At 70.1% G+C, this 16,277-nt stretch carries 9 protein-coding genes and 1 pseudogene; all 10 read right to left on the minus strand.

Annotated elements, in window-relative coordinates:
- Positions 1 to 12: 12 nt before the first annotated feature.
- The 10 genes and pseudogenes from G6N25_RS22395 to argC all read right to left on the minus strand — a co-directional run bounded on the left by G6N25_RS22395 (position 13) and on the right by argC (position 16,199).
- Complete coding sequence (locus tag G6N25_RS22395; protein ID WP_163672538.1) at positions 13 to 6,390, minus strand: type I polyketide synthase; 6,378 nt, start codon at positions 6,388 to 6,390, stop codon at positions 13 to 15.
- Positions 6,391 to 6,434: 44 nt separating this feature from the next.
- Entirely contained in the window at positions 6,435 to 7,496 is a 1,062-nt protein-coding gene (locus tag G6N25_RS22400) for a type III polyketide synthase (RefSeq protein WP_083075337.1), read from the minus strand.
- A gap of 109 nt (positions 7,497 to 7,605) precedes the next feature.
- Positions 7,606 to 9,024, minus strand: coding sequence for an argininosuccinate lyase (argH, locus tag G6N25_RS22405; RefSeq protein WP_083075335.1), 1,419 nt, complete (start codon positions 9,022 to 9,024; stop codon positions 7,606 to 7,608).
- A 94-nt stretch (positions 9,025 to 9,118) separates the two neighbouring features.
- Complete coding sequence (locus G6N25_RS22410; protein WP_083075333.1) at positions 9,119 to 10,315, minus strand: argininosuccinate synthase; 1,197 nt, start codon at positions 10,313 to 10,315, stop codon at positions 9,119 to 9,121.
- Positions 10,316 to 10,328: 13 nt separating this feature from the next.
- Positions 10,329 to 10,823, minus strand: coding sequence for an arginine repressor (locus tag G6N25_RS22415; protein ID WP_071511905.1), 495 nt, complete (start codon positions 10,821 to 10,823; stop codon positions 10,329 to 10,331).
- A complete protein-coding gene (gene argF, locus G6N25_RS22420; protein ID WP_083075353.1) occupies positions 10,820 to 11,746 on the minus strand; it encodes an ornithine carbamoyltransferase in 927 nt (308 codons plus the stop codon). The genes G6N25_RS22415 and argF overlap by 4 nt, the downstream gene beginning before the upstream one ends.
- The gene (locus G6N25_RS22425; RefSeq protein ID WP_083075351.1) at positions 11,739 to 12,926 is read right to left on the minus strand and encodes an acetylornithine transaminase; all 1,188 of its coding nucleotides are present in this window, start codon (positions 12,924 to 12,926) and stop codon (positions 11,739 to 11,741) included. The genes argF and G6N25_RS22425 overlap by 8 nt, the downstream gene beginning before the upstream one ends.
- A 118-nt stretch (positions 12,927 to 13,044) precedes the next feature.
- Positions 13,045 to 13,932, minus strand: coding sequence for an acetylglutamate kinase (argB, locus tag G6N25_RS22430; RefSeq protein WP_083075331.1), 888 nt, complete (start codon positions 13,930 to 13,932; stop codon positions 13,045 to 13,047).
- Positions 13,929 to 15,143, minus strand: a complete 1,215-nt coding sequence (gene argJ / locus G6N25_RS22435) for a bifunctional glutamate N-acetyltransferase/amino-acid acetyltransferase ArgJ (RefSeq protein WP_083075329.1) — start codon at positions 15,141 to 15,143, stop codon at positions 13,929 to 13,931. Before argJ ends, argB begins: the two co-directional genes overlap by 4 nt.
- Positions 15,140 to 16,199: pseudogene (gene argC, locus G6N25_RS22440) on the minus strand (N-acetyl-gamma-glutamyl-phosphate reductase). Before argC ends, argJ begins: the two are co-directional and overlap by 4 nt.
- Positions 16,200 to 16,277 lie beyond the last annotated feature (78 nt).

Below are 16,277 nucleotides of genomic sequence, written 5' to 3' on the forward strand. Positions count from 1 at the left end.
GATCCCGGGGTCTCAGCGGCCGAGTTCTTCGTCGAGGATGGCGAAGAGTTGGCTTTCGGTGGCGTCCCGAAGGTCGTCATCGAGGGGTTCGGCGATGGTGACGGCGGTGAGCAGGTTGTGGATGCGGGTGTTGAGTTGTGTTTTCTCGTCGGGTTTCCAGTCGGGTTGGTTGAGCAGGGTGTGCAGTTCGTGGGTGAGGGCGTCGATGCGGGCCATGCGGTCGGGTCGGTCGTCGTCCGGGGTTGTGGTGGCTAGTTGGGTGTTGATGTGTTCGGCCAGTGCGGCCGGTGTGGGGTGGTCGAAGATCAGGGTGGGTGAGAGGGTGAGGCCGGTGGCGGTTTTGAGTCGGTTGCGTAGTTCGACGGCGGTGAGTGAGTCAAAGCCGAGGTCTTGGAAGGCGTGGTCGGCGTTGATGTCGGCGGTGCTGTGTCCCAGTACGGTGGCGGCGTTGCCGCACACCAGGTCGACCAGCGCGCGGTAGCGCGCCTCGGGCCTCAGCCCGCGCAGGCGCGCGCCGAGACCGGTCGTTGACGCCAACGTGCCGGCGTCAACGACGATGCGCCGGGTTGGGCGGGCGGCCAACTCCCGCAGCAGCGGGGGCAGCGCGGCCGCGTTGTCGGACAGGGCGACTCGATCCACGCGGACCGCTACCACAACGGGACGGTCAACCAGCATGGCGGTATCGAACGACTCCATCGCCTGCTCAGTCGACAGGGCCGCCAGGCCGATCCGGCTCAGCCGGGCCTTGTCCCGATCGCCCAGGTGCGCCGTCATCGCCGAAGCCTCTTCCCACAGCCCCCAGGCCAGCGACAATCCCGGAAGCCCGTGGGCGCGTCGACAGGTGATCAGGCCGTCGAGGAAGCTGTTGGCCGCAGCGTAATTGGCCTGTCCCGGGGTGCCCACGATCCCGGCCATCGACGAAAACACCACGAATGCCGACAGATTCAAGTCCTTGGTGAGCTCGTGCAGATTCCAGGCCCCATCGACCTTGGCCCGCAACACCGCATCCACCCGATCCGGGGTCAACGAGGAGATCAGCCCATCGTCGAGCACCCCGGCCGCGTGAATGACGGCGCGCAACGGGTATTGCTCCGGTAGCTGTGCGAGCATTGCGGCGACGGCGTCGCGGTCGGCCACATCGCAGGCCGCCACCGACACGCGGGCTCCGGCCTCCTCCAGTAGGCCCACCAGTTCCGAAACCCCTTGGGCGTCCGCGCCGGAGCGGCTGACCAGCGCGACATGGGCCACCCCGTAGCGGTCAACGAGGTGACGAGCCAGCGCCGAACCGGCCATGCCGGTGCCACCGGTGATCACGACGCTGCCCCCGGCAAGCCCTCCGCCGGATCCACTCAGCGCCCCGCCGGGCCCGTTGGGGATCGTGAGGGCGACCTTGCCGACATGGCGGGCCGAGCTGACGAACCGATACGCCGCCGACGCGCACCGAACATCAAATGTTGTGAGCGGCAACGGTTGTAAGAGGCCGTCCCGTAACAGTCGGATGATCTCGGCCAGCATCGCCGCGGTGAGATCCGGGCCGGCCTCCATCAGATCAAACGCCCGATACTCCACCCCCGGGTACCGCTCGGCAACGACCCGCTGATCGCGAAGGTCGGTCTTGCCCATCTCGATGAAGCGGCCACCGCCCACCAGCAACCGCAACGACGCATCGGTGAATTCGCCGGCCAGCGAGTTCAGCACCACATCAAAGCCTCGGCCGCCGGCCACCGCCCGGAACTTCTCCTCGAACTCGACGGTTCGCGAGTCGCCGATGTGGTCGTGGTCGAAGCCCATGGCGCGCAACGTGTCCCACTTGCCGCGGCTCGCGGTCGCGAAAACCTCCGCGCCCCAATGCCGCGCTAGCTGCACCGCGGCCATCCCGACGCCTCCGGTGGCGGCGTGCACGAGCACCCGCTCGCCGGCGCGCAGCCCCGCCAACTCCGACAGCCCATACAGCGCCGTCAAAAACACCACCGGCACACCCGCGGCCTCGACCAGCGACCACCCCGCCGGCACCCGCACCACCAGCCGCTCGTCCACCACCGCCTCAGAACCGACCACCCCGAGCAATCCCATGACCGCGTCGCCGACGGCTAATCCGGTCACGCTCGGCCCGACCTCGACGACCACCCCAGCGCCCTCGGCCCCCAGCTGACCGCCGCCCGGATACATACCCAACGCCACCAGCACGTCCCGGAAATTCACCCCGACCGCGGCCACCGCCACCCGCACCTGCCCGGCGGCCAGTTCGACCCGCGGGCACGGCCCCAGCACCAAGTCCTCCAGCGTGCCGCCGCTTCCGGCGTCCAACCGCCATCCGCGGGACGGCAGCGTGAAGACCGACTCCGCTGCTACGGGCGCCAAGCGGGCCGCGTAGACCACACCCGCGCGAATCACCAATTGTGGCTCGCCGCAGCCGATTGCGGCTTTGGCATCGACGGAATCATCGGAATCGATCAGCACCACCCGGCCGGGATGCTCAGCCTGCGCCGAACGCACCAATCCCCACACCGCCGCGCCGGCCAGGTCCGACACATGCTCACCGGCAAGCGCAATGGCCCCACGGGTGAGCACCGCCAGCACCCCCGACTCCTCACCGGCCAGCCAGGACTGCAAGACGGTCAACACCTCGGTGGTGGCCGCATGCACCGAACCCACCACGTCCGGTCCGGCGCTCGGCAGTTCCCACACCGCTGCGCCATCTGTGTTGCCGCTAATTTCGTTGTCGGTCAGCGTTATCCGCGACCATGTCACCTCCAACAAACCCTCGGCGGGGGCCCCGGCCGCCGACAACTGCGTGGCCGACATCGGACGCATCACCAACGACTGCACCGACAACAGCGGTAGCCCCGTCGCGTCGGCCAGCTCCACCGACACCGCCTCGGCGCCGGCCGGCGCCAGCCGGACCCGGGCCCGGGAGGCCCCGGCCGCGTGCAGCGACACCCCCTGCCAGGAAAACGGCAACACGGTCTGGGCCTGTTCTCCCGCCACCCCTAACGCGTGCAACGCCGCATCCAAGAGCACGGGGTGCATCCCGAAGCCGCCGGCCTGCGGGTCGGCGTCCTGCGGAGTATCGACCTCGGCGAAGATCTCGTCCCCCCGCCGCCACATCGCCCGCAAACCCTGAAACGCGGGACCATACTGGTAACCCCGTTGCGCCAGCCGCTCATAAGCGTCGGCGACGTCCACCGCGGTCGCGCCGACGGGCGGCCACACCGACAGAGCGGTGAGGTCACTGGATGCCGTCACCGTCCGCGCGCTCAGCAGCCCCTGAGCGTGCAGCACCCATTGCGAACCCGACTGGGGACCAAGCGAGTACACCGACACCTCCCGCTGTCCCGACTCGCTCGGGGCGCCGACCAGCACCTGCAGCTGCACGCCCCCGGACGCGGGCAATACCAACGGAGCCGACAATGTCAGCTCCTCGATCGCCCCACACCCGACCTCATCACCGGCACGGATGGCCAACTCCACGAACCCGGTCCCCGGGAACAACACCGTGCCGGCCACGGCATGACCCGCCAACCACGACTGGGTGGCCACGGACAACCGGCCCGCCAGGACGACTCCGCCCGAATCGGGCCGCTCCACCACCGCACCCAACAAGCCGTGCTCGGCCCCCGCCAGGCCCAAACTTCCCGCGTCCCCCGACCCCACCGATCCGGCCGCCAGCCAAAATCGGCGTCGGACAAACCCATACGTCGGCAGGTCCACCCGATGCCCACCGGCCAGCGCGGGGCGCCAGTCCACCCTCGCACCGGCCACGTGCGCCTGCCCTGCCGACAGCCAAAACCGTTGGAGGCCTCCGTCGTCGCGGCCCAATGACGGGATGACGACCGCGTCGTGGCCGGGATGGCAGTCGCCCAACGTCTCTTCGATGCTCGCGATCAGCACGGCATGGGGGCTGGATTCGATGAAGACGCGATGCCCGGCGCCGCACGCGTTGCGCACGGCCCGCTCGAATTGCACCGTCTGCCGGATGCTTTGGTACCAGTAGTCGGCGCTCAGGCCGGCAGTGTCCATGGGCTCGCCGGTCACGGTCGAGAAGAACGCGACCGAGGAGGAACGCGCCCGGATGCCGGCCAGCGCTTCGGTGAGCGGTTCGCGGATCGCGTCGACCTGTGCCGAGTGGGATGCGTAGTCGACGTCGATCCTGCGGGCCCGGACGTTTTGGGCCTCACATCGCCGCATCAGCTCCGCCAGGGCGTCCGCGTCACCGGCGACCACGACCGACGAAACCCCGTTGACCGCGGCGATGTTCAACCGATCGCCGCACGCGGCCACCAACTCCCGGGCTTGCGGCACGCCACACGCCACCGACACCATGCCGCCGGCACCCGACAGTCGGACCAGCAGCCGGCTCCGCAGCGCCACCACCCTGGCGGCGTCCTCGAGCGACAGCGCCCCGGCGACGTACGCCGCCGCGATCTCGCCCTGCGAATGCCCGATCACCGCGTCGGGCGTCACTCCCAGCGAGCGCCACAACTCGGCCAGTGACACCATGACCGCCCACAGCGCCGGCTGCACGACGTCCACCCGATCGAGCCCCGGCGCACCCGACGCGGCGCGGACGACGTCGATCAGCGACCACTCCACGTGCTCGCCGAGCGCCTTGTCGCACCGCCGCAGCTGTTCGGCGAAAACCGTTGACGTAGCGAACAACTCGGCGCCCATACCGGCCCATTGCGAGCCTTGGCCGGGAAACACGAACACGGTCTTACCCACCGGTTGCGCCCGCCCGACCACCACGCCCGCGCCCGGCTCACCGGCGGCCAGGCCCGCCAAACCCGCCACCACGTCGTCACGATCGGCGCCCACCACCACCGCGCGATGCTCGAACAACGACCGCGTCGAAACCAACGACCAGCCCACGTCGAGCATGCGCGCGCCGGGATCGGCGGTCACGTGAGCGTGCAGCCGCGCCGCCTGGCTGGCCAACGCGTCGGCCGACCGGGCCGACAACACCCACGGCACCACCGCGTCATCGCCCGCCGCGCCGGGGTTTTCCGCCTCCAAAGGGGCCTGTTCCACGATGACGTGCGCGTTGGTGCCGCTGATGCCGAACGACGACACCCCCGCCCGGCGCGGCCGATCCACCGCGGGCCACGGCCGCGGCTCGGTCAACACCGACACCGCCCCGGCCGACCAATCCACATGCGGCGTCGGCACATCCACGTGCAACGTCTTGGGCATCACCCCATGCCGCAGCGCCTGCACCACCTTGATCACCCCGGCCACCCCCGCGGCGGCCGACGTATGCCCCATGTTGGATTTGATCGACCCCAACCACAACGGCCGGCCCACCGGCCGGTCCTGCCCATACGTCGCCAACAACGCCTGGGCCTCAATCGGATCCCCCAACGTGGTCCCCGTCCCATGCCCCTCCACCAGATCCACATCGGCGCCGGCCAACCGCGCGTTCGCGAGCGCGGCGCGGATCACCCGCTGCTGCGACGGCCCGTGAGGCGTGGCCAGTCCGTTGGAGGCGCCATCCTGATTCACCGCCGATCCCCGCAGCACCGCCAACACCGGATGCCCCAACCGCCGCGCATCGGCCAACCGCTCCAACACCAGCACCCCGGCGCCTTCGGAAAACCCGGTGCCGTCGGCGGCGCCCGCGTACGCCTTGCATCGACCGTCGGCGGCAAGCGCTCGCTGCCTGCTGAATTCGATGAACATCGCCGGCGTGGCCATCACCGTCACCCCGCCGGCCAGCGCCAGATCACACTCCCCGGACCGCAACGACTGCGCCGCCAAATGCATCGCCACCAGCGACGACGAACACGCCGTATCCACCGACACCGCGGGGCCCTCCAACCCCAACGCATACGCCACCCGACCCGACGCCACGCTCAAGGTGGAACCGCGCAGCCCGTACCTTTCCAGGTCCGCCGGCACCCGTCCCTGACCGCCGTAGGAACCGTGAAACACCCCGGCGAACACACCCGTCGCCGAGCCGCGCAACGCGAGCGGGTCAATCCCGGCCCGCTCCAACGCCTCCCACGACACCTCCAACAGAAATCGCTGCTGGGGATCCATCGCCAGCGCCTCGCTGGGGGCGATCCCGAAGAATCCGGCGTCGAAATCGGCCACCTCGGCCAGAAATCCGCCGCAGCTGGTGTACGACTTGCCCGCCGCGTCGGGATCCGGATCGAACAAGCCGGCCAGGTCCCAGCCCCGATCCGCCGGGAATTCCGACACCACGTCGCGGCCGTCGACCACCATCTGCCACAGGTCGTCGGGCGAATCCACCCCGCCCGGATACCGGCAGGCCATCCCCACCACCGCCACCGTGGCCGGCGCCAGGTACTGGCGGTTCTCCCGCCTTAGCCGCTCGTTTTCCTTCAACGACTTTCGGAGGGCCTTGACGAGCTCTTCTTGGGTGCCGTTCATGCGCCCGGGCCTCTCGTCTTACTCATCCGCACCGGCACGGCGAATTAATGCCAGCGCAGCAGCACGAGCTCGGAACAGAATCCCGGGCCCATCGCGATCATCAGCCCGGGGCTCTCGCTGGGCGGTGGTTTGGCGATGGTGTCCCGCAGCACGTGGAGGACCGAGGCCGACGAGAGGTTGCCGATCTCGCCGAGCGAACGCCAGGTCAGTTCCAGGGCCTGCGGCGGCAGCTCGAGGCTCTCGGTGATCGCGTCGATGATCTTGGGACCGCCGGGGTGGGTGACCCAGGCGCCGATGTCGGTTGTGGTCAGGCCGTGCGCGGCCAGGAACGTGGTCACGTCGTCGCCCAGGTACGTCCGCACGACGTCGGCCAGATCCCGGGCCAGGACGAGCTCGAAGCCGGCGCTGCCGACGTCATAGCCCATGGTGCGCAGCGAATCGGGGTACAGATGGCTGCGCGAATCCAGGATGCCGGGCCCGGCGGCACCGACGCGTTCGGCGCGGCGCTCCCCGGCGGCCACCACCGCCGCGGCCCCGTCGGCGAACAGGGCGCTGCCGACCAGGCCGGGCAGCGACGGCTTGTATCCCGGGTAGGTGAGCGAGCAGAGCTCGACCGAGACCAGGGCCGCGACGCCGTCGGGCGCGCCGCGCAGGTAGTCGTGCAGGCGGCCCACCCCCGCCGCCCCGGCCACGCAGCCCAGGCCGAACAGCGGCACGCGCCGCACGTCGTCGCGCAGCCCGAGCCGCCCGGCGATCCGGGCGTCCAGCGACGGGACCGCGAGGCCGGTGACCGTCGTCGTGATCAGCACGTCGAGGTCCGCGGGGCGCAGGCCCGCCTCGTCGAGCGCGCCCGCCAGCGCCTCACAACCGAGGTCCACGGCCTTCTCGATGAAAATCCGATTCGCCCGGCCGAAGTCGGTCAGCGTCGGATAGCGCTCGAGCGGCAGAACCAGGTGGCGGCTGTTGACCTTGGCGCTGGCATGCAGCTGCCGAACGATGTCCTCGTAACCCTCGAAGTCGGGAATGCTGACGAAAAAGTCGGTGAGTTCTCGCTGGGAATAGCGATACGGCGGCAACGCACCGAACACTCCTGCGATGACGCTCATTGGTCCCACCCCTTGGTGACGTGGATCTAGGCCGAGTGGTTCAACCAGATCGCTTAGGGATGAAATTTTAGTCGGCTCGGAACCGCCGGGTACAGGAACCAAAGTCCTCTCACCCGCTGCCGGCGAGCCGGTCCTTGAGGTCCGCGCAGCTGGCCAGGACGGCATCGAGCTGCTCGGCGACCCGAGTCGGCGCGGTGCCGCCCCTGGCGTCACGCGACGACACCGAGCCCTCGATCGTCAGCACCTCGCGGACCTGCCGCGTCAGGTCGGGGCTGATGGCGGCCAGCTCGTCATCGGTCAGCTCGTCGAGCCCGACGCCGCGTTCCTCGGCGGTCCGCACCGCCGCCCCGGCGGCCTCGTGGGCGGACCGGAACGGGACGCCCTGGCGCACGAGCCATTCGGCGATGTCGGTGGCCAGCGTGTAGCCGGCCGGGGCCAGGGCCGCCATCCGCTCGACGTTGAAGGTCAGGCTGGCCACCAGCCCCGCCATCGCCGGCAGCAGCAGCTCCAGCTGGGCCACCGAGTCGAACACCGGCTCCTTGTCTTCCTGCAGGTCACGGTTGTAGGCCAGCGGCTGGGCCTTCAGCGTGGCCAGCAGCCCGGCCAGGTTCCCGATCAGCCGGCCGGCCTTGCCCCTGGCCAGCTCGGCGATGTCGGGGTTTTTCTTCTGCGGCATGATCGAGCTGCCCGTCGACCAGGAATCGTGCAGGGTGGCGTAGCCGAATTCCGTCGAGCTCCAGAGGATGATGTCCTCGGCCAGCCGGGACAGGTCGACGGCGATCATGGCGAACACGAACGCGGCCTCGGCGGCGAAGTCCCGGGCGGCGGTCGCGTCGACGGAGTTGTCCGCGGCGGCCGCGAAACCCAGCTCCGCGGCGATCGCGTCGGGGTCCAGGCCCAGCGACGAGCCGGCCAGCGCCCCCGAGCCGTACGGGGACACCGCCGCGCGCTTGTCGAAGTCGACGATGCGGTCCACGTCGCGCAGCAACGGATGCGCGTGGGCGAGCAGGTGGTGGGCCAGCAGGATCGGCTGGGCGGACTGCAGGTGGGTCTTGCCGGGCATGATGGCGGTCGGGTGGGCGGCGGCCTGGGCGGCCAGGGCCGCGACGACGTCGAGCGCCCCTTTGGCGACGCGGCGTACCGCGTCGCGCAGCCACATCCGGAACAGGGTGGCCACCTGGTCGTTGCGCGACCGCCCGGCCCGTAGGCGCCCGCCCAGCTCGGGCCCGACCCGGTCGATCAGCCCGCGCTCCAGCGCGGCGTGCACGTCCTCGTCGGTCACCAGCGGCGTGAAGCTGCCGTCGGCCACGTCCTCGGCCAGGCTGTCCAGGCCGGCCAGCAGGCCGTCGCGCTGCTGCTCGTCGAGCAGCCCGGCCCGGAACAGGATCACGGTGTGGGCCCGCGACGCGACGATGTCGTAGGGCGCCAGCACCCAGTCGAAGTGGGTGGAGCGGCTCAGCGCCGCCAGCGCCTCGGACGGCCCGTCGGCGAACCGCCCGCCCCACAGCGACCCCTCGTTGGTGGTCACCGGCTTCTCACCGCGGCGCGAGTGTGCACACTTGTACACGAAACGCGGCGTGTCGCGGTACAGACACGCACGCTCGCGGAGGTAGGAGGCACCGTCACTGCTGGTCCCGGCGGGCGGCGATCTTGGACGACAGCCCGTGCACGTAGACGAAGCCCTTCGCCTTGGATTGGTCGAAGCTGTCGCCCTCGTCGTAGGTGGCCAGGTTGAAGTCGTAGAGGGATTCGGCGCTGCGGCGGCCGTTCACGGCGATGTGGCCGCCGTGCAACACCATCCGCACCTCACCGGAGACGTGCTCCTGGGTCTTGGCGACGAAGCTTTCCAGCGCGGCCTTCAGCGGCGAGTACCACAGCCCGTCGTAGACCAGCTCGGCCCAGCGCTGGTCGGTCGTCCGCTTGAACCGGCCCAGCTCGCGCTCGAGGGTGACGTGTTCGAGCTCGGTGTGCGCGGTGATGAGCACCATCGCGCCGGGCGCCTCGTAGATTTCGCGGCTCTTGATGCCCACCAGCCGGTCCTCGACGACGTCGAGGCGCCCGACCCCCTGGGCGCCGGCGCGGGCGTTGAGCTCCTCGATGGCACCCAGCATCGACACCGGCTTGCCGTCGATGGACACCGGGACCCCGCGCTCGAACCCGACGATCACCTCGTCGGGCGTGCTCCAGTTCAGGGTGGGGTCCTCGGTGTAGGCGTAGACGTCCTTGGTGGGGGCGTTCCACAGGTGCTCCAGGAAGCCGGTTTCCACCGCGCGGCCCCACACGTTCTGGTCGATGGAGAACGGCGAGCGCTTGGTGACGTTGATCGGGATGGCGTTCTCCTCGGCGAACGCGATGGCCTTCTCGCGCGTCCACGCGTAGTCGCGGACCGGCGCCAGCACCTCCAGATCCGGTGCCAACGAAGCGAATCCGACCTCGAACCGGACCTGGTCGTTGCCCTTGCCGGTGCAGCCGTGCGCGACGATGCCGCCGCCGTGCTCGCGGGCGGCCGCGACCAGGTGCTTGACGATCAGCGGCCGGCTGATCGCCGACACCAGCGGGTAGCGGTCCATGTAGAGCGCGTTGTTCTGGATGGTCGGCAGGCAGTAGCCCTCGGCGAATTCGTCGCGGGCGTCGACGACGACGGCTTCCACCGCGCCACAATCCAGGGCCCGCTGGCGGATGACCTCCATGTCCTCGCCGCCCTGGCCGAGGTCGATCGCGACGGCCACGACCTCCCGGCCGGTCTCCTTGCCGATCCAGCTGATCGCCACCGAGGTGTCCAGGCCGCCGGAATACGCCAGGATGACGCGTTCTGACATAGCTCTCCTTAGGTTATTTGAGGCTCTCCAGGGTGCTGGCCAGCTCGGCGCCGGTCATCGGCTCTCGGGCGGCCACGAAGAGGGTGTCGTCACCGGCGATGGTGCCGACGACGTACGGTAGCGCCGCGCGGTCGATGGCGCTGGCCAAATAGTCGGCGGCGCCGGGTGGGGTGCGCAACACCGCCAGGTTCGCGCTGGAGTCCGCGGACACCAGCAGCTCGCCGAGCAGCCGTGACAGCCGTGCGGTGCCGCCGGACACGCCGCGCACCGGGCTGCCGTCCTCGGGAACGATGTAGACCCCGACGCCGCCGTCGGCGCCGCGCAGCTTCACCGCGCCCAGCTCTTCGAGATCCCGCGACAGCGTGGCCTGGGTGACCTCGACGCCCTCGTCGGCCAGCAGCGCCGCCAGTTCGGTTTGGCTGCGCACCTCCGCCGACGACAGGATCGCCACGATGCGGGCCTGCCGGCCGGCCCGGGTGGTCTCGGGGGTGGCCTTGCTGCGGGTCATCGGGATCGCTCCAGCAGCCACACCAGCAGCGCCTTTTGGGCGTGCAGCCGGTTTTCGGCCTCGTCCCAGACCGCGCTGGCCGGCCCGTCCATCACCTCGTCGGTGATCTCGTCCCCACGGTGGGCCGGAAGACAGTGCAGCACAACGGCTTCCGGGTCGGCCAGCGCGACGAGCCGCTCGTTGACCTGGAATGGGCGAAACGGGCCGACGCGGTCCAGGCCGTCGTCTTCCTGTCCCATCGACGTCCAGGTGTCGGTGACGACGACGTCGGCGCCCTTCGCGGCCGCGTCGGCGTCGGCGGTCACGGTGACCGAGGCGCCGGTGGCCTCGGCGCGCCGCCGGGCCGCGGCCACCACCGCCGGGTCGGGCGCGAAGCCGTCGGGGGCGGCGACGGTGACGTGGATGCCGGCGGTGGCCCCGCCGAGCAGCAGCGAGTGGGCCATGTTGTTGGCGCCGTCGCCGAAGTAGGCCAGCCGCAACCCTTTTAGTGACCCCTTGCGTTCGGCGACGGTCTGCAGGTCGGCGAGCACCTGGCAGGGGTGGAACTCGTCGGAGAGCGCGTTGACCACCGGCACCGTCGCGGTCGAGGCCATCGCGTCGAGCCGGTCTTGCCCGAAGGTCCGCCAGACAATGGCGTCGACGTAGCGGGACAGCACGTGCGCGGTGTCCTGCAGCGTCTCGTCCCGGCCCAGCTGTGTGCTGCGGGCGTCGACGACGACGGCGTGCCCGCCCAGCTGCGCGATGCCCAGCTCGAACGAGAACCGGGTGCGGGTGGAGTTCTTGTCGAAGAGGACCGCGACGCCGCGCGGGCCCTCGAGGGGACGACGGCTGAACGGGTCCTTCTTCAGGTCGGCGGCCAGCGCGAGCACGTCGGCCTGCTCGTCGGGCGACAGGTCGTCGTCGCGCAGGAAGTGTCTAGGCATGTGCGACCCCATCGAGGACGGCCGGCAGGGCGGCGATGAACCCGTCGATCTGGGCCTCCGTGATGATCAGCGGCGGCGCCAGCCGGACGACGTCGGGTGCCGCGGCGTTGACCAGGAATCCTGCCTCCCGCGCGGCCGCCTCGGCGTCCTTGGCCCGCGGCGCCGTCAGCACCACGCCCCAGAGCAATCCGCGGCCGCGGACGTGGTCGATCAGCGGGTGCCCGAGGGTTTCGATGCCGTGGCGCACCGACTTGCCCAGCACCTCGGCGCGCCGGACCAGGTCCTCGGCCGCCAGCACCCGCAGCACCGCCAGCGCCGCCGCGGCGCAGATCGGGTTGCCGCCGAAGGTGCTGCCGTGCAGGCCCGGCGTCAGCAGCTCGGCGGCCCGCCCGACGGCCAGGCACGCCCCGATGGGCAGCCCGCCGCCGAGCCCCTTGGCCATGGTCACCACGTCCGGGGTGATGCCGTCGTGCTGGTGGGCGAAAAAGGCTCCGGTGCGGCCCATTCCGGTCTGCACCTCGTCGAGCACCAGCAGGGCGCCGTGGCGCGCGGTGATCTCCCGCGCGGCCGCCAGATAACCCTCGGGCGGGACGACGACGCCGCTTTCGCCCATGATCGGTTCGAGGAAGACCGCGGCGGTCTTGTCGTCGACGGCGGCGGCCAGCGCTTGCGTGTCGCCGTACGGCACGTGCGTGACGTGTCCCGGCAGCGGTTCGAAGGGCGCCTGCTTGGCCGGCTGACCCGTCAACGCCAGCGATCCCATCGTCCGGCCGTGGAAGGCCTCTTGCGCGGCAACCAGTTTCGTGCGACCGGTGAGCCGCGACAGCTTGAACGCGACCTCGTTGGCCTCGGTGCCGGAGTTGCAGAAGAACACCCGCGCCGGGGCGTCCGCGCCGAGCAGGGCGACCAGTTCCTCGGCCAGCGCGACGGCGGGTTCGGTGGCGTACAGGTTGGAGGTGTGGCCCAGCGTCGTCATCTGGTGCGTGACGGCCTCGATGATCGCGGGGTGGCGGTGGCCGAGCACGTTGACCGCGATGCCGCCGAGCAGGTCCAGGTAGGTCTTGCCGTCCGCGTCGGTGACCACGGCGCCGTCGCCGCTGGCCAGAGCCACCGGAGGGGTGCCGTAGTTGTTCATCATCACGGCTTCCCACCGCTGCTTCATGGCATCGGTGTGGGTCATGATCCGCGACACCCCTTCCCGAGCGTCACGCCAGCCCTCCCGAGCGTCACGCCAGCGTGGCTCTCGGCACCGACCGCCACGCTGGCGTGACGCTCGGCGACACGAAAGGCACTCTGCGTCATGCCGGCACCACCTTGGTTCCGGTGCCCGCGTCGGTGAAAAGCTCCACCAACACACAATGCTCGACCCTCCCGTCGATGACGTGCGCGCTGGGCACTCCCCCCGTGACGGCCCGCAGGCACGCCTCGACCTTGGGGATCATGCCCGCCTCCAGCGTGGGTAGCAGTTGCGCCAATGTGGCGGAATCGATTTCGCTGACCAGCGAATCCCGATGCGGCCAGCGGGTGTACAGGCCTTCGACATCGGTGAGCATCAACAGCTTTTCGGCGGCCAGGGCTTCGGCCAGCGCCGCGGCCGCGGTGTCGGCGTTGATGTTGTGCACCACACCGTCAGCGTCCGGCGCGAGCGTCGATACCACCGGAATGCGCCGTGCCGCAATCAGATCCAACACGGCGGCGGTGTTGACCCGATCGACATCGCCGACCAGGCCGATGTCGGTGGCCACCCCGTCGACGGTGACGCTGCGCCGCACGGCGGTGAACAGTTGTGCGTCTTCGCCGGTGATGCCGACGGCGTAAGGGCCGTGCGCGTTGATCAGGTTGACCAGTTGGCGGCCCACTTGACCGAACAACACCATCCGCGCCACGTCGAGCACTTCGGGTGTGGTGACCCGGAAGCCGCCCTTGAAGTCGCCTTCGATGCCGAGCCGGCGCAGCATGGCGCTGATCTGTGGCCCGCCGCCGTGTACGACGACGGGGTGGATGCCGCAGTTGCGCAGAAACGCCATATCGGCCGCGAAGGCGTGCCGGAGCGTGTCGTCGGTCATCGCGTTGCCGCCGTATTTGATGACGACGATCTTGCCGTGCAACTGCTTGAGCCAGGGCAGGGCTTCGGCCAGCACCTGCGCTTTGACTTGGGTGGGCAGTGCGTCGATTTTTATCGTCATGAGCTGTAGGCCGAGTTCTCTTCGACATAGCCGTGCGAGAGGTCGGTGGTGCGGATCGCGGCGCGACCCTCACCGACGCGCAGGTCGACGGTGATGTCGATGTCGGCGCCGGAAAGGTCCACCTCGCGTGCGCCCGGTGCGCCGATCCCGTCGATACATACGGCAAAACCGTTGAACGACACAGTGATCCGGTCGGGATCCAGCGCGACCGGCGCCATGCCCACGGCGGCGAGCACCCGGCCCCAGTTGGGGTCGGACCCGAACAGCGCCGTCTTGACCAGGCTGTCGCGGGCGATCGAACGTGCGGCGGTCACGGCGTCGTCGTCGGAGGAGGCACCGGTCACGGTCACGGTGACGCGCTTGGTCACGCCCTCGGCGTCGGCCTGCAGCTGCGCGCAGAGGTCGTCACACACGCGCAGCACGGCGTCGTCGAGATCGGCCTGCGTTGGGGTGATCTCGCTGGCACCCGACGCCAGCAGCAGCACCGTGTCGTTGGTCGAACAGCAGCCGTCGATGTCGAGCCGGTCGAAGGTTCGGGCGGCGGCGTGGCGCAGCGCCCGGTCGAGCGCGTCGGGTTCGACGGCCGCGTCTGTGGTGAGCACGCACAGCATCGTCGCAAGCGACGGCGCCAGCATGCCGGCGCCCTTCGCCATCCCGCCGACCGTCCAGTTGTTCCGATGGTGCAGCGCAACCTGTTTGGGCACGGTGTCGGTGGTCATGATGGCGCGGGCGGCTTCGTCGCCACCGCTTAGGCCGCCGGCCATGTCGTGCACGATGTCCCGAACACCGGCCAGCACCTTGTCCATAGGCAACCGATCACCGATCAACCCGGTGGAGCAGACCGCGACCTCGATGGCCCCGGTCTCGGTTCCCCAGTCCGACAGCGCGGCCGCGACGGCCTCCGCGGTGGCGTGGGCGTCCTGGAACCCGCCCGGTCCGGTACAGGCGTTGGCGCCGCCGGAGTTGAGGACCACCGCGCGCAACCGCCCTGTGGTCAGTACCTGCCGGGACCACAGCACGGGCGCGGCCTTGACCTTGTTGCGGGTGAACACTCCGGCGGCCGCGTAGTCCGGCCCTTCGTTGAAGACCAGCGCGAGGTCTCGCGCCCCGGATGCCTTGATTCCGGCGGCGATGCCCGCGGCCCGGAACCCGGCCGGGGCGGTGACGCCCTGCTCGCGCACTAACCTTGTGGCGCTGGCTAGTTCGGTCACGGCGCGATCCCGACGACCGAAAGGCCTTCCGTCTCCGGCCAACCCAGCGCCAGGTTCATCGACTGCACCGCCGCGCCACCCGTGCCCTTGACCAGGTTGTCGATCGCGGCGATCGCCACGAACGTCTCGGCGGCCTCGTCCACCGCGACGGCGATGTGCGCCGCGTTGCTGCCGATCACCGCTCCGGTACGGGGCAGCTGCCCTTCGGGCATCAGATGAACGAAAGGCTCCGAATGGTAAGCCTTTTCGTAGGCGGCCCGCAGCTGCGACAACGGTGCTCGGGTGCGTGCCGTGCAGGTGGCCAGGATGCCGCGGGACGTCGGGATCAGCACCGGCGTGAACGACACCGTGACGTCGCGGTCGGTGACGGCCCGCAGTCCCTGGGCGATCTCGGGGGTGTGCCGGTGCGCGCCGGCGATGTTGTAGGCCCGCGCCGACCCGATGACCTCCGAGCCGAGAAGGTCGGTTTTGGCGGCGCGGCCGGCGCCGGAGGTGCCGCTGACGGCGACGACGGTGACGGCGGGCTCGATGAGGTCCTCGGCCATCGCCGGCAACAACGCCAGCAGCGCCGCGGTCGGGTAGCAGCCCGGGACCGCGATGCGGCGGGCGCCGTGCAGCCGCTCTCGGCCGCCGGGCAGCTCGGGCAGGCCGTAGGGCCAGCTGCCGGCGTGGGGGGATCCGTAGAACCGTTCCCAGGAGGCGGCGTCGGTCAGCCGGAAGTCGGCGCCGCAGTCGATGATGAGGGTTTCGGGGCCGAGCCGTTCGGCCAGCGCGGCCGAGTGCCCGTGTGGCAAGGCCAGGAACACGACGTCGTGTCCGGTGAGCACGGCGATGTCGGTGGGCTCGACCATGCGCTGGGACAACGGGATTAGGTGTGGGTGGTGCTCGCCGAGCGTGCTGCCGGCGCTGGCCGCGGCGGTCACCGCGCCGATCGCGAGCCGACCGTCGGCGTAGGCGGGATGCCCGAGCAGGAGCCGTAGGATTTCACCGCCCGCGTAGCCGGTGGCGCCGGCAACCGCCACCTTCAATACGTCGGCCATTTCGACGATTCTGCATGGTTATGCAGTAGTTTGCAAATCCATTCCCCAGTGGCCGGTGTTTGCGCCTTTCGGTGCCCAGGAGGCGGTGTCGGTC

The organism is Mycobacterium heidelbergense (assembly GCF_010730745.1).
GTDB classification, from domain to species: Bacteria; Actinomycetota; Actinomycetes; order Mycobacteriales; family Mycobacteriaceae; genus Mycobacterium; species Mycobacterium heidelbergense.